Source organism: Lysobacter sp. Root667, from assembly GCF_001427715.1.
Taxonomy (GTDB): Bacteria; Pseudomonadota; Gammaproteobacteria; order Xanthomonadales; family Xanthomonadaceae; genus Lysobacter.
In genome coordinates this window covers 47,319-70,195 of record NZ_LMHF01000011.1, presented here as the reverse complement: position 1 = coordinate 70,195, position 22,877 = coordinate 47,319, and the positions used below count along the sequence as shown (strand labels likewise).

14 protein-coding genes are annotated in these 22,877 nt (G+C 68.7%); 13 read left to right on the top strand and 1 reads right to left on the bottom strand.

Translation table 11 applies throughout. The annotated features are described in order from the left end of the window. Positions 1–52 precede the first annotated feature (52 nt). The 13 genes from ASD78_RS21745 (at position 53) to ubiB (ending at position 19,049) form a co-directional block, all read left to right on the top strand. On the top strand, positions 53–1,909 hold the full coding sequence (locus ASD78_RS21745; RefSeq protein WP_056101097.1) for an XVIPCD domain-containing protein: 1,857 nt from the start codon (positions 53–55) through the stop codon (positions 1,907–1,909). Between the two features lie 207 nt (positions 1,910–2,116). Next, a complete protein-coding gene (locus tag ASD78_RS10465; RefSeq protein WP_056101094.1) occupies positions 2,117–2,749 on the top strand; it encodes a YjfI family protein in 633 nt (210 codons plus the stop codon). Positions 2,750–2,774: 25 nt separating this feature from the next. Further along, the gene (locus ASD78_RS10460) at positions 2,775–3,467 is read left to right on the top strand and encodes a PspA/IM30 family protein (RefSeq protein ID WP_056101091.1); all 693 of its coding nucleotides are present in this window, start codon (positions 2,775–2,777) and stop codon (positions 3,465–3,467) included. Between the two features lie 84 nt (positions 3,468–3,551). Next, on the top strand, positions 3,552–4,214 hold the full coding sequence (locus ASD78_RS10455; protein ID WP_056101089.1) for a hypothetical protein: 663 nt from the start codon (positions 3,552–3,554) through the stop codon (positions 4,212–4,214). Positions 4,215–4,287: 73 nt separating this feature from the next. Continuing rightward, positions 4,288–6,267 carry a flotillin family protein gene (locus tag ASD78_RS10450; RefSeq protein WP_056101086.1) on the top strand — a complete coding sequence of 660 codons (1,980 nt, stop codon included), beginning with the start codon at positions 4,288–4,290 and terminating at the stop codon, positions 6,265–6,267. A 143-nt stretch (positions 6,268–6,410) separates the two neighbouring features. Next, positions 6,411–11,732, top strand: a complete 5,322-nt coding sequence (locus ASD78_RS10445; RefSeq protein WP_082575548.1) for a DNA repair ATPase — start codon at positions 6,411–6,413, stop codon at positions 11,730–11,732. Continuing rightward, a complete protein-coding gene (locus tag ASD78_RS10440; protein WP_056101083.1) occupies positions 11,732–12,433 on the top strand; it encodes a phospholipase D-like domain-containing protein in 702 nt (233 codons plus the stop codon). Before ASD78_RS10445 ends, ASD78_RS10440 begins: the two co-directional genes overlap by 1 nt. Before the next feature lie 224 nt (positions 12,434–12,657). After that, positions 12,658–13,551: an alpha/beta fold hydrolase gene (locus ASD78_RS10435; RefSeq protein ID WP_156087716.1), complete on the top strand. Its 894-nt coding sequence runs from the start codon at positions 12,658–12,660 to the stop codon at positions 13,549–13,551. Positions 13,552–13,700: 149 nt separating this feature from the next. Beyond that, a complete protein-coding gene (gene oleC / locus ASD78_RS10430) occupies positions 13,701–15,395 on the top strand; it encodes an olefin beta-lactone synthetase (RefSeq protein ID WP_056101078.1) in 1,695 nt (564 codons plus the stop codon). Beyond that, positions 15,392–16,381 (top strand): 2-alkyl-3-oxoalkanoate reductase, encoded by a 990-nt coding sequence (gene oleD / locus ASD78_RS10425; RefSeq protein WP_056101073.1) that lies wholly within the window; start codon positions 15,392–15,394, stop codon positions 16,379–16,381. The genes oleC and oleD overlap by 4 nt, the downstream gene beginning before the upstream one ends. A gap of 92 nt (positions 16,382–16,473) precedes the next feature. After that, the gene (locus ASD78_RS20030; protein ID WP_082559763.1) at positions 16,474–16,632 is read left to right on the top strand and encodes a DUF1328 domain-containing protein; all 159 of its coding nucleotides are present in this window, start codon (positions 16,474–16,476) and stop codon (positions 16,630–16,632) included. Between the two features lie 96 nt (positions 16,633–16,728). Beyond that, the gene (locus ASD78_RS10420; RefSeq protein WP_056101070.1) at positions 16,729–17,388 is read left to right on the top strand and encodes an SCP2 sterol-binding domain-containing protein; all 660 of its coding nucleotides are present in this window, start codon (positions 16,729–16,731) and stop codon (positions 17,386–17,388) included. Next, complete coding sequence (gene ubiB, locus ASD78_RS10415) at positions 17,385–19,049, top strand: ubiquinone biosynthesis regulatory protein kinase UbiB (RefSeq protein ID WP_055905106.1); 1,665 nt, start codon at positions 17,385–17,387, stop codon at positions 19,047–19,049. The genes ASD78_RS10420 and ubiB overlap by 4 nt, the downstream gene beginning before the upstream one ends. A gap of 973 nt (positions 19,050–20,022) precedes the next feature. Here ubiB and ASD78_RS10410 read toward each other — a convergent pair. After that, positions 20,023–22,860 (bottom strand): pitrilysin family protein, encoded by a 2,838-nt coding sequence (locus ASD78_RS10410; RefSeq protein WP_056101067.1) that lies wholly within the window; start codon positions 22,858–22,860, stop codon positions 20,023–20,025. Positions 22,861–22,877 lie beyond the last annotated feature (17 nt).

The window sequence follows — 22,877 nt, the reverse complement described above, 5'->3', positions numbered from 1 at the left end:
ACCGCAATACCCGCGCCCCAGGAGGGGCGGATCACCAGGAGCGACAAGCGTCATGGACTACAACGAACTCACCCAAGAGCAGTACAACGAGCTGATCAAACGGCTGGTCAAGATCACCGAGTCGCTGCACGAGCGTTCGCAGGACGTCGGCGACGCCCGCGCCACGATCGGCTACGGCTACACCTTCAACCGCTCCAACAACGTCGAGATATGGGATCGCTCGGGGATCGAGCTGACCCGCGACGAGCGCGCGCTGTTACAGCGCATCGACGAAGCCCCCGCCGCCGACCGCACCCGACTCGGCCTGACCTTCCCGCGCGCGCTCGACGCCGCCCAGGCCGATCGGCTGCTGGAAGCCTCGATCCCCGAATACGAAGCGCCGGTCAATGCGCTGAACATGCCGATGTCGCGCGAAAAAGCCGCGGCGGTGTCGGTGGTCTATAACCGCGGCGTCGGTTCCTATAACCGCAACATGGAACCGTTCCGCGACGCGGTCGAAGCGGGCGACCGCGCCGAAGCCTGGTTCGAGCTGCGCTACAACTCCTGGGGCTCGCACGCGCCTTCCGAGGGCGGCCTGCGCAAGCGCCGCTACATGGAAGGCCAGTTGTTCGGTCTGTACGACGACCCGGCCAACGTCGGCGCCGACGAAGCGCGCGACGTCTATCGCAGCTTCCAGATGCACCGCGACCGCATCGTCCGCGACGAACGCAACTGGGGCGAGTCCATCGACGGCCGCGTCGAGGGCCGCAACATGATCGACCTGGCCAACCGCGACTACAGCAACATCACCGCCGATTACGGCGAAGTGCAGACCATCCGCGAGGCCCTGGCGCCGGCGCGCAACGCACTGCTCACCGACTTGCGCCGCGAGCACCCCGATCTGGCCGATCGCCTCACCAACGAAGCCTTCGAGGCCGGTGCGATCTACCTGGATCCGGGCCGCGACGCGGCCACGGTCGCGGTCGACGCCGAACACGCTGCCACCCTCGACGCCACTCGCCGGCGCAACAACGTCGAAGTGTCCAGCAACGACCTGCTGATCGGCGAAGGCGGCGACGACACGCTGCGCGGCGCGCGCGGCGACGACATCCTGATCGGCGGCGCCGGCCGCGACCGCCTCGAGGGCGGGCAGGGCAACGACACTTACGTGGTCGGCGACGGCGACACCGTGCTCGACAGCGACAAGCTCGGCGAAGTGCGCTGGGGCGGGCAGGCGCTGACCGGCGGCGTGCGCAACGAAGGCGATCCCGAGAACACCTACCGCAGCGCAGACGGCCGCTACACCTACCTGGTGCAGGGCGCCGACCTGCGCATCACCGACCAGGCCGGCGCGACGGTCACGGTCAAGGAATTCGAAAGCGGCAACCTCGGCATCACCCTGGGCAACGCCGCGCCCGGCGGCGGTACGCGCGGTCCGGTCGAGGTGCCGGCCGACGGCGTGCCCGGCAACGACGCGCCGGTGACCGCGCCGGGCGAACGCGAGCGCGCCACCGGCCAGCGCAGCGATGCCGCGTCCGACAACCCGCTGTACCGCGACGCCCTCGGCCAGGTGCAGTCGCTGTACGAGCGCCACGGCAAGCAGGCCAGCAACGAGGAACTGCAGCGCACCGCGATGGGCGTGGCCGTGGATGCGAGCCGCGCGCGCATGACCGGCATCGACCATCTGGTCTTCAGTCGCGATGCGCACACTGGCGGCCCCGACCTCAACGGCAACCTGATCGCGGTGCAGGGGCGGCTCGACGACCCCGCGCACCGGGTCAGCGCCACGCCGGTGCAGGAGGCCGCACGCACTCCGGTGGCCGATTCGCAGCGCCAGCTCGACCAGGTCGGCCAGCAGCAGCTCGCCCAGGACGCGCAGCGCGCCCAGGCCCAGGAACAGCAGGCGCTAGGGCCGCGGCGCCTGGCTTGAGAGGCGGCCGGCACGCCTGGCGTGCCGGCACATCGCATCGACTCAGTAACGAGCATGCCGAGACCGGCTAGGACGGTCTCGGCGTCGGGCCAGGCAACTTGTTGTTTTTATTGAACTGTGGCGCGGACTCGGCCCCAATCGCCGTTCGTCGGGATATCACATGTAAGCACTTGTAGTCGTTACATGTGATGCGATAACGTGCGCTCCATGGAACGCAAAACCTCCGCCCACTACCAGCGCCTGCACCGCGAACGCCTGCGGCAGAAGGGGCTGGTCAAGAAGGAGGTGTGGATCCTGCCCGAGTTCGGCGACGAACTGATGGCGGTCGAAAAGCGCATGCGTCAGCCGCGGGGGGCGATCGGCGTCCCGACGGCGCGACCCGATAAGGAGAGTGGAGTGAGCGAGTCGAAGAACTGGACGGCGACGGCCCTGTACGAGGCGCTGTCGGCGACCGAGGAATTCCGCAGCGGCGAGTCCCGGATCGAACTGATCGACGGCGCCGAGCCGGGCCTGCACGTGGTGATGTCCGAGTACGGCGACCTGCCGCTGTTCATGGCCGTGGTCGGCGAACAGATCGTGGTCGAGGCGCTGCTGTGGCCGGTGACCCAGGTGCGCGATCCTGCATCGTTCAACGACGAAGTGCTGCGCACCCACAAGATGTTTCCTCTGTCCACGGTCGGCATCGAGACCCTCGCCGACGGCGAGCGGGTCTACATCATGTTCGGCGCGCTCAGCGCTGGGTCCTCGCTGTCGAACGTGCTGTTCGAGATCGAGACCCTGGCCGACAACGTGATCAAGGCCACCGAAGCCTACGAACCCCAGCTGCGCGAGGCCGCGTGATGCGGCCGACCCAGGAGACGCACGCATGAACATCTGGAGCAAGCTGTTGACCGCCCTGCGCGGCGGCGCCAACGAAGTCGGCGAATCGCTGGTCGACGGGCAGGCGCTGCGCATCCTCGACCAGGAAATCCGCGACGCCGACCTGGAGCTGCGCCGCTCCAAGGAAGCGCTCGCCGAGATCATGGCCAAGCACAAGCTGGCCGAAGACCGCCTGGCCGGCTCGCGCGACAAGGTCGCCGAATACGAAGCCTATGCGATGAAGGCCCTGGAAGGCGGCGACGAGCCGCTGGCGCGCGAAGTCGCGGCCAAGATCGCCCTGCTCGAAAGCAGCCGCGACGGCGACGAGCACCAAGCGCGCCAGTTCGCCGCCAGCATCGTCGACCTGCGCAAGGCGATCACCCAGGCCGAAGGCAACATCCGCCGGCTCAAGCAGCAGCTCGATACGGTCAAGGCGACCGAGAGCGTGCAGCGCGCGCAGGCCGCCGTCGCCCACCGCTACAGCGGCTCGCAAAGCCGCATGCAGACCGCGGTGGAATCGCTGGAGCGGATCAAGCTCAAGCAGGCCGAACGCGGCGCGCGCATGGACGCGGCGGCCGAACTGGCCAAAGACGAAGGCCAGGACGCGCTCGATGTGAAACTGCGCCAGGCCGGCATCATCTCCGATGCGGCCAGCGCGGATTCGGTGCTCGAACGTTTGAAGCAGAAAAGCGCGGGCTGAGCGACTCCGCGAGCGGGACAAGGCAAACACGGTGCGGGCCGCGATGGAGCGCACGGGGATGACGGAATAGTCGGGGAGAAGGGCGTGTTCGTGTTCCTGCAGATCGTATGGTCGTTCCCGACCGTAATCTTCAGCCTGCTGATGATCATGGTGGTGCTGTACTGGCTGATCGCCGCTACCGGCCTGATCGACCTGGACCTGCTCGACGGCGCGTTCGGCATCGGCGCCGACGGGGCCGATGCCGCCGGAGCCGACGGCGGCGGGCTCAGCGGCGTCACCGGTCCCCTGATGCGCGTGGGCCTGGGCGGCATTCCGCTGACCGTGGTGTTCACCGCGCTGATCTTCTTCAGCTGGTTCCTGACCTATTTCGCCGAGTACCTGGTGCTGCGCCACCTGCCCGGCAACTGGATGCACACCGTGCTCGGCGTGGCGACCATGGCCGGCGCGCTGATCGCCTCGATCTTCCTGAGCAGCGTGGCCCTGCGCCCCGTGCGGCGCTTGTTCGCCCAGCTCAAGCCGCCGACGGCGCGTCCGCTGCTGGGTCAGCTGGCCATCGTGCGCAGCCCCACGGTCACTGCGACCATGGGCAGCGCCAGCGTCGAAGACGGCGGCGCCGGACTGATCCTGCAGGTGCGCGATGACGCGCCCGAGCGCTTCAAGCGCGGCGACCGCGTCGTGCTGATCGAATACTTCGCCGAACGCAACGCCTACCGCGTGATCGGCGAGGACGAGTTCAACGGGCCGTAGCCGCCGCGTCCGCGATCCGTCGCGCGTTCGGCCGCCGTCTATTTTCGAATTGGGTCAAAGGGGAGAGTCTGCAATGAATCTTGAAATCATCCTGCCGGGGCTGGTGATCGCGGGTGCGGTCATGGTCGCGATCTTCGGCTTCTTCGGCCTGTTCAAGGCCTTCTACATCAAGGTGCCGCAGGGCACGGCCTTGATCGTGAACGACCTGTCGGCGACCCCGAAGGTGCATTTCACCGGCGCGCTGGTGTATCCGGTGATCTACAAGAAGGAGCTGATGCAGATCTCCTTGATCACCCTGGAGGTCGATCGCCGCGGCAAGGACGGCCTGATCTGCAAGGACAACATGCGCGCGGACATTACCGTCGCCTTCTACCTGCGTGTCAACGAGACCCAGCAGGACGTGCTCAAGGTGGCCAAGGCCGTCGGCACCGAGCGCGCCTCCGACCGCGGGGCGGTCAACGAGCTGTTCAACGCCAAGTTCTCCGAGTCGCTGAAAACGGTGGGCAAGAAGTTCGAGTTCACCGATCTGTTCGAGAACCGCCAGGACTTCCGCGACCGCGTGCTGGAGACGATCGGCAACGACCTCAACGGCTACCTGCTGGAGGACGTGGCGATCGACTATCTGGAGCAGACCCCGAAGGCCTCGCTGGATCCCAACAACATCCTCGACGCCGAAGGCATCCGCAAGATCACCGAACTGACCGCGGCCCAGAACGTGATCACCAACGAGCTCGAGCGCAACGAGCAGCTGGCGATGACCAAGAAGAACGTCGAGACCCGCGAGGCGATGCTGGCGCTGGAACGCCAGCAGGCCGACGCCGAGGCGCGCCAGAAGCGCGAGATCGAGACCATCAAGGCGCGCGAGGAAGCCGAGACCGCCAAGGTGCGCGAGGAAGAGCGCCTCAAGGCCGAGCAGGCCCGCATCGCCGTGCAGGAACAGCTCGACATCCGCGAAGAGAACCGCATGCGCGAAGTCGAAGTCGCGCAGCAGAACCGCCAGCGTGCGGTGGTGATCGAGGTCGAGAAGGTCACCCGCGCCAAGGACCTGGAGATCGTCTCGCGCGAGCGCGAAGTCGAGCTGCAGAAGATCGACAAGGAAAAGGCCCTGGAAGAGCAGCGCAAGGACATCGCCAACGTGATCCGCGACCGCATCGCGGTCGAGAAGACCGTGGCCCAGGAAGAGGAGCGCATCAAGGAAGTGCGCGCCGTGTCCGAAGCCGACCGCGCCAAGCAGGTGGTGGTGCTGGCCGCGCAGGCGCAGGCCGAGGAAGAGCTGGTGCGTCTGGTCAAGCAGGCCGAGGCCGACGAGGCCGCGTCCAAGCACAAGGCGGTGGAGATGACCACGCTGGCCCAGGCCGAGCTGGACGCCGCCGGCAAGCAGGCCGAAGCCAAGAAGCGCCTGGCCGAAGGCATCGAGGCCGAGCGCGCGGCGCCCGGCCTGGCCGACGCGCGCGTGCGTGAAGTCACCGCCGGCGCATTCGAGAAGGAAGGCCTGGCCCAGGCGCGCGTGACCGAAGCGCAGGCCGACGCCAAGCAGAAGCAGGGCCTGGCCGACGCCAAGATCCTGGAAGAGAACCTGTTCGCGCAGGCCCGCGGCGAGGAGCAATTGGGCGTGTCCAAGGCTAAGGCGACCAAGGACCTGGGCCTGTCGGAAGCCGAAGTGCTGTTGCAGAAGTTCAAGTCCGAGGCCGAGGGCCTGGCGCAGAAGTTCAACGCCCTGGATGCGCTCAGCGACAACGCGCGCGCCCACGAAGAGTTCCGCATGCAGCTGGAAAAGAGCTTCGAGCAGGCGATCGCGTCGATCGAGGCCAACAAGGAAGTCGCCAAGGAGCAGGCCGACGTGCTGGCCGCCGCGCTCAGCAAGGCCAACATCGACATCGTCGGCGGCGAAGGCGAGTTCTTCAATTCCTTCGCCAAGGCGCTGTCGGTGGGCAAAGCCATCGAAGGCGTGGCCGGCAAGAGCCCGATCGTGCAGGACGTGCTGCAGAAGCTGTTGTCGCTGCAGGGCGACAAGCCCGCCAAGTCCGGCGACGGCGCCTCGCTCGCGTCCTGAACCGGCGCGCGCGACAGCAGGTGCAATAGCAGGTGCGACAGCGGCCGCAGCGGCCGCTATCGCCACAAGCACAGGCACGCAGGCGGGTGCAGCCCGGAACCGCGGTTCCGGACCCCGTCCGCGGCAATCAAGGTGAAGCGAAGATGTCGGAAACCAAGCCGCAGGCGCCGGACGCAACGGCCGCCGATGCCATCCTCGACCAGGCCGTCGCCCAGGGCGGCGCCTACGAGGTGCTGCGCAAGCGTCTGAGCGAACAGGGCGCGCGCCTGCGCGCGATCGCCGACACGCTCAACACCCAGCGGCTGGCCGAGTTCGGCAGCAGTCGCATGGACGTGGCCGGGCGTCTGCGCATTCGCACCGAAAACAACTGCGTCGCCCGCGACATCGTCCAGGTCGGCGACTGTCTGTTGTTCGGCTACAACGTCTTCATCGGCCTGAAGAAGGAAACCCGGGTCGAGGACGTGTTCTCGCTGCACCGGCTGGTCGAGGGCGCCGAGGGCTACGATGTCGAGTCGGTCGACCTGGCCGGCAGCTTCCTGGCCGCGGGCAGCTTTCCGCAGGATTTCCGCGAGCTCTACGCCTACTACAAGAACACCCGCCTGCTGCAGCTGGAGGCGCGCGACGGCAAGCTGCTGGCCGCGTTCCAGATCGGCGAGCGCCTGGACGACGTGCGCGTGTTCCGTTGGTCGGTCGAGGGCGACGGCCAGGTCCGCTACATCGACAACCGCGGCGAGCGCGACATCGCGCTGCCGGCGCCGTTCGATTTCGAGTGGACCCGCGCGACCCGCGAGATGGCGGTCGAAGGCCGTCATCCGCACCTGAACATCCTCGACAGCGTGTTCGTGGAGACGGTCGGCGGCGACCTCACGATCAAGGTCGAGAACAACACCCAGGACGGCCTGGGCATCTACCGCGAGCCGGTCGCCGACCGCACCCAGTCCCTGGACGACGCCCAGGTCGAGTTCGCGCGCGTCGGCAGCCTGATCCTGCTGCGCGTGCTGCCGTACCGCGAGGAGCAGTGGCGGCATCTGGTGTTCAACACCCTGACCCGCAAGGTCCAGCGCATCGACGCGATCGGCCTGGCCTGCGTGCAGCTGCCCGAAGACCACGGCATCGTGTTCCCGGGCGGTTACTATCTGCAGAACGGCGAGTACAAGACCTTCGACTCGGCCATGGACGGGATGCGCTTCCAGCGCGCGGTCCGTTCGCCCAACGGCGAGGACGTGCTCTACGTCTTCTACGAACCGCAGTCGGGCCGCTCGGCGCTGTTCACCTACAACATGATCGAGCGCCGGCTGCAGACGCCGGTGTACGCGCACGGCCATGCCCGCTACGAAGACGGGCGCATGGTGGTGTTCACCGCCGAGAGCGAGGAGCCGACCCGCGTCCATCCGATGCAGGTCTGGCAGACCCCGTTCTCCAGCGACGAGCACGCCGCGCGCCAGCCCGCGGGCAACAGCTTCATGGGCCGGATCGGCAACGCCGAGCTGGTGCGCGGCATTTCCGACCTGCTCAGCCTGTGCCGCGAGATCGACGCCAGCGAAGTCTCGGCGCAGCGCTACGCGCAGCTGAGCCAGGCCACCCACCGCCTGTTCGACATCCACCATTGGCTGGGCGACGCCAAGGGCGGCGACGCCGCCTCGGTGCTGCGCGAGATCGCCGCGACCAGCGAGTCGGTGATCGACGAGTACGAAAAGGTCGAGGGCATCCGCAGCCAGTCCGAGCGGGCGATGCGCGAGGCCCAGACCCGCCACAAGGCGCTGCTGGATTCGCTGTTGCCCGACGGCTGGCAGACCGTGCAGGAGCACGTCGACGCGCTCAACGGCATCGCCGCCCAGCGCGGCCAGCTGCTGACCATACGCGAGTACCGCTACATCGACGTCGACGCGATCGACGCGATGGGCGCCGAGCTGTTGGCGGCGCACGAGCGCATCGCCACCGCCACCGGCGCCTTCCTGTCCGGCGACAAGGCCCTGCAGCCCTACGCCGAGCGTCTGCAGGCCCTGGACGCGCAGGCGCAGCAGGCCGTCAGCGTGGCCCAGCTGGAAGAACCGCTGAAGCAGATGCAAGCCATGTCCGGCGACCTGGACATGCTTTCGCAGCTGATGGCGACCCTGCGCGTGGACGACGCGACGCAGCGCACCCGTATCGTCGAAGCCATCTCCGGCATCTACGCCCGCCTCAACCAGGCCAAGGCGCGCGCGGAACAGCGCCGCAAGGGCTTGGGTTCGGCCGAGACCGTGGCCCAGTTCGGCGCCCAGTTCACCTTGTTCGGGCAGAGCGTGGCCAGCGCCTTGGCGCTTGCGCGCGACCCGGAGCGCTGCGACGAACAGCTCTCGCGCCTGATGGTGCAGCTGGAGGAACTGGAGAGCCAGTTCGGCGAGCACGAGAACTTCCTCAACGACATCCTCAGCAAGCGCGAGGAACTGCTCGAAACCTTCGAGACCCACAAGCAGGCGCTGCTCGACGACCGCCAGCGCAAGGCGCAGTCGGTCATGGACGCTGCGGCGCGCATCCTGGAAGGTCTGGGCCGGCGCACCGCGCGCTTCGAAAACCCGGACGAGCTCAACGCTTTCTTCGCCGGCGATCCGCTGATCCTCAAGCTGCGCGAACTGGCCGAGCGCCTGCGCAGCCTCAAGGACAGCGTCAAGGCCGACGACGTCGAGGCCCGCCTAAAGGGCGCGCGCGACCAGGCGGTGCGCGCGCTGCGCGACCGCAGCGATCTGTTCGAGGCCGGCGGCGAGGTCATCAAGCTCGGCCCACGCCACCGCTTCAGCGTCAACACCCAGGAACTCGACCTGACCCTGCTGCCGAGAGAGGACGGGCTCAGCCTGCACCTGACCGGCACCGATTTCCTCGAACCGCTGCGCGACGAGGCCTTCGATGCGCTGCGCGAGTTCTGGCAGGTCGCGCTGGATTCCGAATCGCCCGCGCTCTACCGCGCCGAATATCTGGCCGGTCTGGTGCTGGAGGCCGCCGCTGCGGAACGCGAGGGTCTGAGCATGGACGCGCTGCGCCAGCAGCTGGCGCAACCGGAGACGTTGGCGCGGACCGTGCGCGACTTCGCCGCACCGCGCTACCGCGAGGGCTACGAGAAAGGCATCCACGATCACGACGCGACGGCGATCCTGCAGGCGCTGATCCCGCTCGCCGACAGCGCCGGAAACCTCGCCTACTCGGCCGACGCGCGTGCGTTCGCGAGCGTGTTCTGGGCCCAGGTCTTGACCGGCGAGGATGCCGCGCAGTGGCCGGAACGCGCGCGCACCGCACGCGACATCCAGCGCCTGTTCGGCAGCGACGCCGGTCTGCTGTCCCTGCGCTGCGAAGTCGAGGCGGCGATGCGCGCCTTCCTGCAGGCGCAGCCGCTGGAGGTCGACCCGGCGCTGTGCGCGCACGCGGCCGATTATCTGATGACCGAGCTGTCGGTCGAGCACCCGCAGTTCGTCTTCAGCAAGTACGCACAGCAACTGCTCAAGACCTTGCAGGAGCGCCTGACCGCCGCGCGCATGTGGGACGGTTTCGTACAGACCCTGCGTCGTCTCGGCGACCGCCTGCCCGCGCGCTGGACGCTGGCGGCGAACTGGTTCGATGCCTTGTGCCGCGAGCCCGCGCATGCGGCCCTGTCGGGTTACGCGCGCGAAGCGGTGGCCTTGCTGCTGCTGGACGAGCGCGTGCCGCGCCGGGTCAGCGAAGTCGAACTGCGCGCCGCGGTCGAAGGCCTGCTCGGTGAGCATCCGCGCGTCGCGGCGCAGCGCATGGACCTGGGCGTGGACGACTTCCACGCCCGCTTGCGCGCGCACCGCGAGCGCTTCCTGCCCGGCGTGCGCAAATACCAGGCGCTGCGCCAGGACACCGTCGCGCGCGAACGCGAGGCGCTGCGCCTGTCCGAGTTCAAGGCGCGTCCGCTGAGCTCGTTCGTGCGCAACAAGCTCATCAACGACGTCTACCTGGCGGTGATCGGCGACAATCTGGCCAAGCAGATGGGCACGGTCGGCGAGGGCAAGCGCAGCGACCTGATGGGCCTGCTGATGATGATCTCGCCGCCCGGCTACGGCAAAACCACGCTGATGGAATACGTGGCGCACCGGTTGGGCCTGATCTTCATGAAGATCAACGGCCCCGCGCTGGGCCACGAGGTGCGTTCGCTGGACCCAGCGCGCGCGCCGGATGCGACCTCGCGCCAGGAGCTGGAAAAGCTCAACCTGGCCCTGGAGATGGGCAACAACGTGATGCTGTATGTCGACGACATACAGCACACCCATCCCGAGTTCCTGCAGAAGTTCATCTCGCTGTGCGACGGCACGCGCCGGATCGAGGGCGTGTGGAAAGGCCGCACCCGCACCTACGACTTGCGCGGCAAGAAGTTCTGCGTGGTCATGGCCGGCAACCCGTATACCGAGTCCGGCGAGGTCTTCAAGATTCCGGACATGCTCGCCAACCGCGCCGACATCTACAACCTCGGCGACGTGCTCGGCGGCATGGAGGACGCGTTCAAGCTCAGCTACCTCGAAAACAGCCTGACCTCGAACCCGGTGCTGGCGCCGCTGGCCACGCGCGAGCTGGCCGACCTGTACCGCTTCGTCGACAAGGCGGCCGGGCGCGCGTTCTCGGCCAACGAACTCAGCCATGCCTACGGCGGCGCCGAGATCAACGAGATCGCCGCCACCCTGGAGCGCCTGATGCGGGTGCGCGACGTGGTCTACCGGGTCAACCAGCAGTACATCGCCAGCGCGGCGCAGGCCGCGCAGTACCGGGTCGAGCCGCCGTTCAAGCTGCAGGGCAGCTACCGCAACATGAACAAGCTGGCCGAGAAGGTCTCGCCGGTGATGAACGAGGCCGAGCTGCAACAGCTGATCGCCGATCACTACCTGGGCGAGGCGCAGCTGCTGACCGCGGGCGCCGAGGAAAACCTGCTCAAGCTCGGCGAGCTGCGCGGCACCCTGGACGCGGCGCAGGCCGAACGCTGGGCGCAGATCAAGCGCGACTTCCTGCGCCACAAGGCGATGGGCGCCTCCGACAGCGATGTCGGCGGGCGCGTGGTCGCGCAGCTGGCCGATCTGGTCGAGGGCGTGCGCGCGCTGGATGCGGCGGACGCCGCGCCGGTCGCGGTCGCGCCGCCGCCAGCGGAAGCGCCGTGGCCGCAGGTCCTGGCGCTGCTCGAACGCGTCGCCAGCCAGCCGCGCAGCAAATCGCCGGCGCCGACGCCGGAACGCGATCCCGAAGCGATGCTGGCCGGACTGCGCGCGGCGCTGCAAGCCGCGCTGGAGCCCTTGGTCGGCCGCCTGCAGGACGGCGCCGAACAACAGGCGCAGTGGCAGGCGCGCCTGGTCGAGGCGATCCAGCACATGGGCGAACGCGGCGCCGTCGCCACCGCCCACGTCCAGACCGCGACCGAGCAGCAGTTGCAGCTGCAGCGCGCCTTGGCCGATTTCGCCGACCGCCTCAACGAACGCACGCCGCGCTGATGACGACCGTCGACTACGCCGAACTCGACCGCCACCTGCGCGAAAGCGCGGCCGACCGGCGCCTGGACAACGACGAGAAGTTCGAGCTGCGCGAACTCGGCTCGCGCCTGGACCCCGACCGGGTGCGCTACCTGCGCAACCGTGCCTTCGACATGGCGCGCGAGCTGATCCTGGCGCAACCGGCGCAGGCCTTGGACGCCTTGCGCTGGCTGGAGCAGGTGGTGAAGACCCTGGACGTGGTCGGCGCCGCGCCGGCGATCGACTCCAGCGCCCATTTCACCCCCGGCGACAGCTGCCTGCGCAAGCTGCGCGAACTCTGCGCAGGCGCCAAGCGCAGCCTCGACATCTGCGTCTACACCGTGTCCGACGACCGCCTCAGCGAGGCCATCCTCGACAGCCACCGCCGCGGTGTCGCGGTGCGCCTGCTGACCGACAACGACAAACGCCACGACGACGGCAGCGACATCGCGCGCCTGCGCGAGCACGGTGTGCCGGTGCGGATCGACGACAGCCCCTTCCACATGCACCACAAGTTCGCCCTGTTCGACGGCCGCGTTCTGGCCAACGGCAGCTTCAACTGGACCCGCAGCGCCAGCACCAGCAACGAGGAGAACCTGGTCGTCACCGACGATCCGAACCTCGCGCGCTGCTTCGCCGGCCAGTTCGAGGCGATGTGGGGCAAGTTCGGGGCCGCCTACTGACCGCGCCCGCAGTACCCGCTTTGGGGGAGGGGCGGCGTAAGCCGCGACCCGGGCGCCGCATGGGTAAGATGGTCGCGGCTTACGCCGCTCCTACCCCAAGGCCCATGGCGAGCCGATTTCGCCGCCAAAACCCCCCGCGTCGCCGCGTTGCGGCCGATAATGGCGCCCCTGTCCGCCCGGCCCGCGCTCCTGCGCGGGCGCCGCACGAGCCACCGATGACGTCGATCCGCGATCTCCCCGACTACCCGTTCCAGCCGCAGCGTTTCGAAGTCCGTCCGGGCATCGCGATGAGTTACCTCGACCAGGGGCCGAAGGACGGCGAGGTGGTGGTGATGCTGCACGGCAATCCGTCGTGGAGCTATTACTGGCGCAAGCTGACGCTGGGCCTGCGCGACCGTTACCGCTGCATCGTCCCCGACCACGTCGGCATGGGCCTGTCGGACAAGCCCGGCGAGGACCGCTACACCTACACCCTGCAGTCGCGCATCGACGACGTCGAACGCCTGCTGCAGTACCTGCGCATCGACGGCCCGATCACCCTGGCGGTGCACGATTGGGGCGGCGGCATCGGCTTCGGCTGGGGCCTCAAGCATTCCGACCAGATCAAGCGCCTGGTGATCACCAACACCGGCGCGTTCCCGCTGCCGGCGGCCAAGCCTCTGCCCAAGCGCCTGCGCCTGGGCCGCGACTCGGCGATCGGCACCGGCCTGATCCGCGGCCTCAACGCCTTCGCCGGCAGCGCGGCCCGCGTCGGCGTGGTCACGCCGATGCCGCGCGCGGTGCGCCGCGCGTACCTGGCGCCATACGACTCCTGGGCCAACCGCATCGCCACCTCGCGTTTCGTCCAGGACATTCCGCTGGGCGAGGGCGACGCCGCCTGGCCGCTGGTCCAGGCCATGGGCCGCAAGCTGCCCGAGTACGCCGACCGTCCGGCCTTCATCGGCTGGGGCCTGCGCGACTTCGTGTTCGATCACCACTTCCTCAAGGGCTTCACCGACGCCCTGCCGCAGGCGCAGGTGCACGCTTTCGAGGACGCCGGTCACTACGTGCTGGAAGACAAGGCCGCGGTGCTGGTGCCGGAGATCCGCGCCTTCCTCGACAGCCATCCGATGGCCTGAGTCTTGGGCGGCGTGCGTGCGATCGCCGCCTTCTGTGGGAGCGGCGTAAGCCGCGATCCGGCCGCGGTCCAAACATCGCGACTCGTGTCGCCGCCACCGTGGACGCGGCGCCGAGGCTGCGATTCGCCCGGACCCCCTACAATCCACGCATGAACAACGAATCTTCCGTCGCGCCCGAGCGAGCGCCCAGCACGCCCTGCAATATCGCCGCTTCCCTGCCGCGGCGCGCCGCCGAGGCGCCCGAGCGGGTGGCGATGCGCTGCCCCGGCACGCGCGGCGCCGACGGCCTGGCGCGCTACGACCAGGTCCTGAGCTACGCCGAACTCGACGCGCGCAGCGATGCGATCGCGGCCGGACTGGCCAAGCGCGGGATCGTGCGCGGCACCCGCACCGTGGTGATGGTGCGGCCGTCGCCGGAGTTCTTCCTGCTGATGTTCGCCCTGTTCAAGGCCGGCGCAGTGCCGGTGCTGGTCGATCCGGGCATCGACAAGCGCGCGCTGCGCCAATGCCTGGACGAAGCGCTGCCCGAGGCCTTCATCGGCATCCCGCTGGCGCACATCGCGCGGGTGGTGCTGGGCTGGGCGAAGTCGGCGCGCATCCGCATCACCACCGGCGGCCGCGCCTGGCTCGCCGATGCGACCCTGGCCGAAGTCGAGCGCGACGGCAGCGGCGCCGGCAGCCAGCTCGCCGACACCCGCCCCGACGAAGTCGCCGCAATCGTGTTCACCAGCGGCTCGACCGGGGTGCCCAAGGGCGTGGTCTACCGGCATCGCCATTTCGTCGCCCAGATCGAAATGATGGGCCGGGCCTTCGGCATCGTCCCCGGCGGCGTCGATCTGCCGACCTTCCCGCCGTTCGCGCTGTTCGATCCGGCCCTGGGCCTGAGTTCGGTCGTCCCGGACATGGACCCGACCCGCCCGGGCCAGGCCGATCCGAACAAGCTGCACGACGTGATCGCGCGCTTCGGTGTCGACCAGTTGTTCGGTTCGCCGGCGCTGATGGCGGTGCTGGTCAAGCACGGCGCCAAGCTGAGCGGCCTCAAGCGCGTGACCTCGGCCGGCGCGCCGGTGCCGCCGGACACGGTCGCGGCGCTGCGCGCCTTGCTGCCCGACGACGCCCAGCTCTGGACCCCGTACGGCGCCACCGAATGCCTGCCGGTGGCGGTGATCGAGGGCCGCGAACTGCAATCCACGCGCGCGGTCACCGAGGCCGGCGCCGGCACCTGCGTCGGCCGCGCGGTGGCGCCGAACGAGATCCGCATCATCGCCATCGACGACGCGCCGATCGCGCAGTGGGCGGACGCGCGCGTGCTGGCCGTGGGCGAGGTCGGCGAGATCACCGTCGCCGGCCCGACCGCCACCGACAGCTATTTCAATCGCGAAGCCGCGACCCTCGCCGCCAAGATCCGCGAACCGCTGGCGGACGGCAGCGAACGCGTGGTCCACCGCATGGGCGATCTGGGCTATTTCGACGCGCAGGGCCGGTTGTGGTTCTGCGGCCGCAAGAGCCACCGCGTCGAAACCGCGCAGGGGCCGCTGTACACCGAGCAGGTCGAACCGGTGTTCAACACGCATGCACGGGTGCGGCGTACCGCGCTGGTCGGCGTCGGCGCCGCCGGCGCGCAACGACCGGTGCTGTGCGTGGAACTGGCCGAGGGCGCGAACCCGCACGACTGGCCCGCGATCGAGCGCGAACTGCGCGCGATCGGCGCCGCCCACGCGCATACCGCGGCGATCGGCGATTTCCTGCGCCATAAGCGCTTCCCCGTCGATATCCGCCACAACGCCAAGATCGGCCGCGAGAAGCTCGCGGTCTGGGCGACCAAGGAAGGAGCCTGGCGATGAAAGTGCTGGTCACCGGCGGCGGCGGTTTCCTGGGCCAGGCCCTGTGCCGCGGCCTGGTCGAGCGCGGCTACGAGGTAGTCAGCTACAACCGCGGCCTGTATCCGGCGCTGGACGCACTGGGCGTGATCCAGGCCCAGGGCGACCTGGCCGATCGCGAGGCGGTGATCGCGGCTGCGCGCGGCTGCGAGGCGGTGTTTCACAACGCCGCCAAAGCCGGTGCCTGGGGCAGCTACGACAGCTATCACCAGGCCAATGTGGTCGGCACCGACAATGTGCTCGCGGCCTGCCGTGCCCATGGGATCGGGCGCCTGGTCTACACCTCCACGCCCAGCGTCACCCACCGCGCCACTCATCCGGTCGAAGGCGGCACCGCCGACACCGTGCCTTACGGCGAAGGCTTCAAGGCGCCGTACGCGACCACCAAGGCCATCGCCGAAAAGGCCGTGCTGGCCGCCAACGCCCCTTCGCTGGCGACCGTGGCCTTGCGTCCGCGCCTGATCTGGGGCGTGGGCGACAACCAGTTGCTGCCGCGCCTGGTCGCGCGCGCCAAGGCCGGGCGCCTGCGTTTCGTCGGCGACGGTTACAACAAGGTCGACACCACCTATATCGACAACGCCGCGCAGGCGCACTTCGACGCCTTCGACCACCTCGCTCCGGCTGCGGCCTGTGCCGGCCGTGCCTACTTCATCAGCAACGGCGAGCCCAAGACCATGCGCGAGACCCTCAACAGTCTGCTCGCCGCGGTCGGCGCGCCCCAGGTCGACAAGACCCTGCCGTTCGGCGCGGCCTATGCGATCGGCGCGGTCTGCGAAGGCCTGTGGCACGCGCTGCCGCTGAAGGGCGAGCCGCCGATGACACGCTTCCTCGCCGAGCAGCTGGCGACTTCGCATTGGTACGACATGGCGCCGGCGACCCGCGATTTCGGCTACGTGCCGCGGGTCAGCTTTCACGAAGGGCTCACCCGGCTGAAGGCCGCCTGCACCTGAGCCCACGCCGTCACCGCCTGAGCACCCGCGTCCGTGGAGGATCGGGTTCGTTCCGCGGCATCCGCCGCCGCGGGCCAAATCAGGAGGTTCGCATGCTCCGTTACGCCGTCATCTTCTTCATAGTCGCCATCATCGCCGCGGTACTGGGCTTCAGCGGCATCGCCGGCGCCGCCACCAACATCGCCTGGATCCTGTTCGTCGTCTTCGTGATCCTGGCGATCGTCTCGCTGCTGCGCGGCCGCAAGGTCTGAGTCGGCTGAGGCCGGGCGCGACCGCCGTTGCGGCCGCTACGCCGGCCGGGGCGGCGCGGCGCCGGGGCCGCCAGAACGGAGGGCTACAATAGCGGCATGACCACATCCGCCGACGCCCTGTTCCCGTCCTCGCTCAAGTTCATGGCCGGGGGCGCGCTCGAAGCCGCGCTCAACCGCGCGCTCGCGCTCGATCCGGACACCCGCGACGCCCTGCGCGCGCTGGACGGCCGCCGCCTCGCCCTGCATCTGGCGGCGCCGCCGCTGGCGCTGCAGATACGCGTCGACGGCGACTGCCTGCGGGTCGGGCCGGTCGACGCCGCAGCGGAACCCGATCTGTCGGTGCGCAGCACCCTCGCCGGATTGGTCTCGCAGCTGCCGTTCCTGCGCAACGACGACGCGCCGCCGGTCGGCAAGTTGCGCATCGAGGGCGACGCCGACCTCGCGCGTCGCCTGCAGCGGCTGGCGGAGCGTTTCGATCCGGACTGGCAGAACTCGATCTCCGGCCTGTTCGGTCCCGTGTTGGGCGTGCAGATCGCCAACGGCATCGCCGGCGGCCTGCGCCATGCCCGCGACGCGGCCGGCGCCTTCGCCCAGAACGCGGCCGAGTTCGTCACCGAGGAATCGCGCGACGTGGTCGCGCGCGACGAACTCAACGCCTTCCACGACGACGTCGACGCGGTGCGCGACGACGTCGAGCGTGCGGCAGCGCGCGTCGCGCGCCTGCGCGAGCGCATCGCCGCGCGGGGCGGCGCATGAAGTCGGCGCTGCGCGCCTGGCGCATCGGCCGGGTTCTGCTGCGTTACCGGCTCGACGACCTGCTCGACGGCACGCCGGCCGAGCGCTGGCTCAAGCTCGCGCGTCCGTTCGTGCCGCGCGCCTCGGCCGAGATCGCGGCGATGCCGCGCGGCGCGCGCCTGCGCCTGGTGCTGCAGGAGCTGGGTCCGATCTTCGTCAAGTTCGGCCAGATCCTGTCGACCCGCCGCGACCTCGTGCCGCCGGACGTGGCGATCGAACTGGCGTTGCTGCAGGACCGGGTTAAACCCTTCGACGGCGAAGCCGCGCGCGCGATCGTAGAGACCGCGCTGGAGCGCAGCATCGGCGAGGCCTTCGAAGCCTTCGACACCGTCCCCTTGGCCTCGGCCTCGATCGCGCAGGTGCATGCGGCGATCCTGCCGGGCGGACGCGAGGTCGTGGTCAAGGTGCTGCGGCCGAACATCGAGAAGCAGATCGCCGGCGACATCGCCCTGCTCAAGACCATCGCCAGCGTGGTCGACCGTGCCCATCCCAGCGCCGACAAGATCCGTCCGCGCGAGATCGTGGCCGAGATCGAAAGCACCCTGGCCGCCGAGCTGGACCTGCAGCGCGAGGGCGCCAACGCCAGCGTGCTGCGCCGGTTCTGGAAGGACAGCGACGATCTCTACGTGCCCGAAGTGATCTGGTCGCACACCGCCGAGCGCGCGCTGACGCTGGAGCGCGTGTACGGCATTCCGTCCGACGACATCGCCGCGCTCGACGCCGCCGGCATCGACCGCAGCGCGCTGTCGGCCAAGGGCGTGCGCGTGTTCTACACCCAGGTGTTCCGCGACAACTTCTTCCACGCCGATGCGCACGCCGGCAACATCTGGGTCGACAGCGCGCCGGAGCGCAAGAGCAACCCGCGCTTCATCGCCCTGGACTTCGGCATCATGGGCCAGCTCTCGGACGAGGATCAGTACTACCTCGCCGAGAACTTCATGGCCATCTTCAACCGCGACTACCGCCGCATCGCCGAGCTGCACGTGCAGGCCGGCTGGATGCCCGCGCACATCCGCATCGACGAACTCGAAGCGGCCACGCGCGCGGTTTGCGAGCCGTATTTCACCCGCCCGTTGAGCGAGATCTCGCTGGCCGAAGTGCTGGTCAAGCTGTTCCGCACCGCGCAGCGCTACGAGCTCACCCTGCAGCCGCAGCTGATCCTGCTGCAGAAGACCCTGCTGAACATCGAAGGCGTCGGCCGCCTGCTCGACCCCAAGCTCGACATCTGGGCGGTGGCGCGTCCAGTGCTGCAACGCATCCTGGTCGAGCGCTACAGCCCGCAACGCCTGGCCTCGGAATTCCGCAAGCGTCTGCCCGAACTGGTCACGCACGCGCCCGAAATGCCGCGCCTGCTGCACGCCTGGCTGACGCAGCAGGTGAGCGGGGAACACGAGCTGCGCATGCGTTCGCAGGATCTGGCCGAGCTCACGCGCACGGTCAAGGATGCCCAGCGGCGCACGGTCGCGGCGATTCTGGGGACCGGGTTGTTGATCGTGGCAGCGGTGCTGTACGGCCTTGAGGCCGGTGGGCCGCGCTTCTGGTCGGTGCCGGCTTCGTCGTGGATCGCCGGGTTGGGTGGGCTGTGGGCCTTGCTCGCGGCTTGGCCGCGACGCAACAAGTAATCGAGCCCGCTCGCTTCCGACGTGGGGTGGGCTGTTAAGCCCCTCATCGCGGACTTCCTACTGCCGTGCCCGCTCCGCTTTCGCTTTGGGGTAGGAGCGGCGTAAGCCGCGACCGAGACCTCGGCTGCTGCGTGAGTTTCGGTGCGGACCGGCTTCGCTTTCTGCTTTCTGTGGGAGCGGCGTGAGCCGCGATCGCGAATTCCGGGGTTCGGCGAAGGTTTCGGTTCCTTAGATCAAAGGCTTCCGCCTGCTGCGCGTGCAGGTCACTTTCTCCTGCCACTCGCCTTGGGGTAGGAGCGGCGTGAGCCGCGACCGCGACTTTCGGCTACCGCGCTGGCTTCGATTCGGATTGGCTTCGCTTTCTGTGGGAGCGGCGTAAGCCGCGATCGCGAATTCCGGCTGCTTTGCTGGTTTCGTTCTTAAGCAACAGCTTCCGCCTGCTGCGCATGCGGGTCACTTTCTCTTGCCACTCGCTCTGGGGTAGGAGCGGCGTAAGCCGCGACCGAGACCTCCGGCTGCTGCGTGAGTTTCGATGCGGACCGGCTTCGCTTTCTGCTTTCTGTGGGAGCGGCGTGAGCCGCGATTGTGAATTCCGGCTGCTTTGCTGGTTTCGTTCTTAAGCAACAGCTTCCGCCCGCTGCGCGTGCGGGTCACTTTCTCTTGCTAGCCCAAGAGAAAGTAACCAAAGAGAAGGGCTAGCGTGACCAAACCTCCCGTGCGAGTGCGGAGCGTGCGCGGGGATTTTTCGAAGGAACATCCTGTTCCTCGAAAAACGGCGCGCGTCCTGCGCGCCGCCCTTCGGGTCTGAGTGGGATTGGGCGAGTGCGGGGTATTGGATTTCAATGCAACGGCAACGGCAACGGCAACGATCGCGCTCCACCGCACGCATGGCCCCTTGCCTTCTGTGGGAGCGGCGTAAGCCGCGATCGCAGCCCCACGATCGCGAGAGACTGCGACCGAGACGCGGCCGGCTTCAGGGTTTGCCTGCCGCGCCTCCCGCGGGTGCCGCGCTCGGCTTGGCTGCTGCGGGCACGGTCTTGGCGAAATCGCCGGCCAGGTACACGCTCAGATCCTCGGGCTTGAAATGCTTGCGGATCGCGGCGTTGACCTCCTCGACCGTCAGCGCCTTGATCTTCGCGTCGACATCGGCCGAATACTGCATGGTGCGGCCCAGGAACAGGTTGCTCGACAGCAGGCCCGCCACCGCGCCGTCCGAGGCGCGGCTCTGTTCGCGTTGGGTCAGCAGGCCGGAGACCGCATCGCGCAGTTCGTCGGCGCCGACGCCGTCGCTGATCCAACGCGCGTATTCCTCCCGCATCGCGGCTTCGGTCTTGTCCAGGTTCTGCGGTGCGGCGATGGCCTGGATCAGCAGGCTGCCGGCGTCGTCGCGGCCTTCGCGGCTGGAATCGCTGTCGAGGCTGCTGGAGACGCCGTAGCTCAGGCCGTCCTTCTGGCGGATGCGGTCGGTCAAGCGCGACTGACCGCCGCCGCCGAGGATGTAGTTCGCGACCAGCAGCGCCGGGTAGTCGGGGTCGCGGTCGTTGAGCGAGAGATTGGTGCGCGCCAGCAGCACGCCATTGGCCTTGTCCGGCGTCTCGAAGCGCTCGCGGCGCGCGGCGACCGGCCGGTAGTGGGTGTCGATCGCGACGAACGGGTGCGGGGTGCGCCACTCGGCGAACAGGGTCTTGAGCTGGGCTTTCAGCGCGACCGGGTCGAAATCGCCGACCACGCTGATCTCGCCGTCGGCGCTGCCGTAGAAATCGCGGTGGAACGCGCGCAGGTCCTCGACCTTGAGCGCCTTGAGGTCGGCGATCGACTGGTCGATGCTGCGCCAGCGCAGCGGATGGCCTTCGGGCCAGGGATCGAAGTACTGCGCCAGGGCCATGTCGGCGACGGTGTCGGGCTCCTTGCGTGCGGCTTCCAGGCCGGTGATCGATTGCAGGCGCAGCTGCTCGAACTCGCTTTGCGGATAGTCGGGCTTGCGCAGCACCTGCGCGGCCAGGGTGAGCGCCTCGGCGAGCTGTTCGCGGCGCGTGGTCATGCCGATGCCCGCCGCCTGCAGTCCGCCGCCGACGCCGACCTCGGTCTTCAGCGCTTCGAAGCGCTGGTCGATCTGCTCGCGGCTGAGTCCGGCGGCGCCGCGCATCAGCAGCGCGCCGGCGACGCTGCCGGCGGCGGTGCGTCCTTGCAGCGAGGCCAGGTCGCCGAAGTGGAAGCGCGCATTGACCACGACGGTGCCGCCGCGGGTCTTCTTCGGCAGCAGCGAGACCTTGAGGCCGTCGCCGAGGGTGAACGTCTCGGTGCGCGCCTGGATGTTGGCCGGGCTGGCGTCGAACTGTTCGCCGGCGGCGATCGCGGCCTTGCCGGTGTAGCCCTGGACCAGGCTGGCGGCGGTCGGCGCGGTGCCGATCTCGGTGCGGTCGGCGGCGTCGGTGGGGACGAAGCGGCCGAGGGTGCGGTTGCTGGGTTTGAGGTAGGCGCGGGCGACGCGGTTGACGTCGTCCAAGCCGACCCGCTCGAACGCATCGCGACGCAGGAAGTACAGGCGCCAGTCGCCGGCCGCGATCGCTTCCGACAGGCCCAGTGCGACCGCGTTGACGTTGGTGTAGCCCATTTCGTAGCCGTTGCGGATGCGCTGCTTGGCGGCGTCGAGTTCGGTCTGGGTAATGGGTGTGGCGGCGATGTTCTCCAACTGCGCCAGCAGGACGGCTTCGGCCTTGGCGGCGTCGCCGTCGCGCGGCAGGCCGGCCACTGCGGTCATCAGGCCGGGGTCGCGCAGGCTGTCGGCGCCGCTGTCGATGCCGGCGGCGAGTTTGGTTTCGACCAGGGCCTTGTGCAGGCGGCCGCTGGGCACGTAACCGAGGATGTCGGCGAGCAGGCCGAGCGCGGCGCTGTCGGGATGGGTTTCGGCCGGCACGTGATAGGCCGCCAGCAGCAGTTGGATGTCGCCGCTGCGGCGCACGATCACGCTGCGTTCGCCGTCCTGGGTCGGGTCGACGGTGTAGAGCGGGCGCATCGCGGTCTTGGGCCGCGCGATGGGTGAGAACGCGGCGTCGATCGCCGCCAGGGTCTTGGCCGGATCGATGCGGCCGGCGACGATCAGAGTCGCGTTGTCGGGACGGTACCAGGACTTGTAGAAGGCCTGCAGGCGATCGATCGGCACGCCTTCGACGTCGCTGCGCGCGCCGATCGTGTTGTGGCCGTAGTTGTGCCAGAGATAGGCGGTGGAGCGTACGCGTTGCGAGAGCACGGCGATGGGGCTGTTCTCGTTCTCCTCCATCTCGTTGCGGACGACCGTCATCTCGCTGTCGAGGTCTTTCCTGGCGATGTTGGAGTTGACCATGCGGTCGGCTTCCAGGCCGATCAGCCAGCGCAGGGTGTCGTCGTCAGCCGGGAAGGCGGCGTAGTAGTTGGTGCGGTCGGACGAGGTGGTGCCGTTGAAGCCGACGCCGCGCTTCTTCATCTCGGCGGTGATGTCGGAGTGGGTCGGCGTGCCCTTGAACAGCAGGTGTTCGAGCAGGTGCGCCATGCCGGTCTCGCCGTAGTTCTCGTGCATCGAGCCGACCTGGTAGGTCAGATTGACCGTCACCGTGGGTTTGCTGGCGTCCGGGAACAGCAGCACGCGCAGGCCGTTGCGCAAGCTGTACTCGCAGATGCCTTCGACGCAGGGCCCGGCGGCGACGCCCTTGGTCAGCGCGATTGCGGGTTCGGCGGCCTGCACGGGCAGGGCTAGAAACAAGGCCAGGGCGAGGGTGGACAGCAGCGGACGGGACGACGACGGACGGAACGACAGCAGGGACGACGATCGCATGTAGGGTCCAGAAAAAA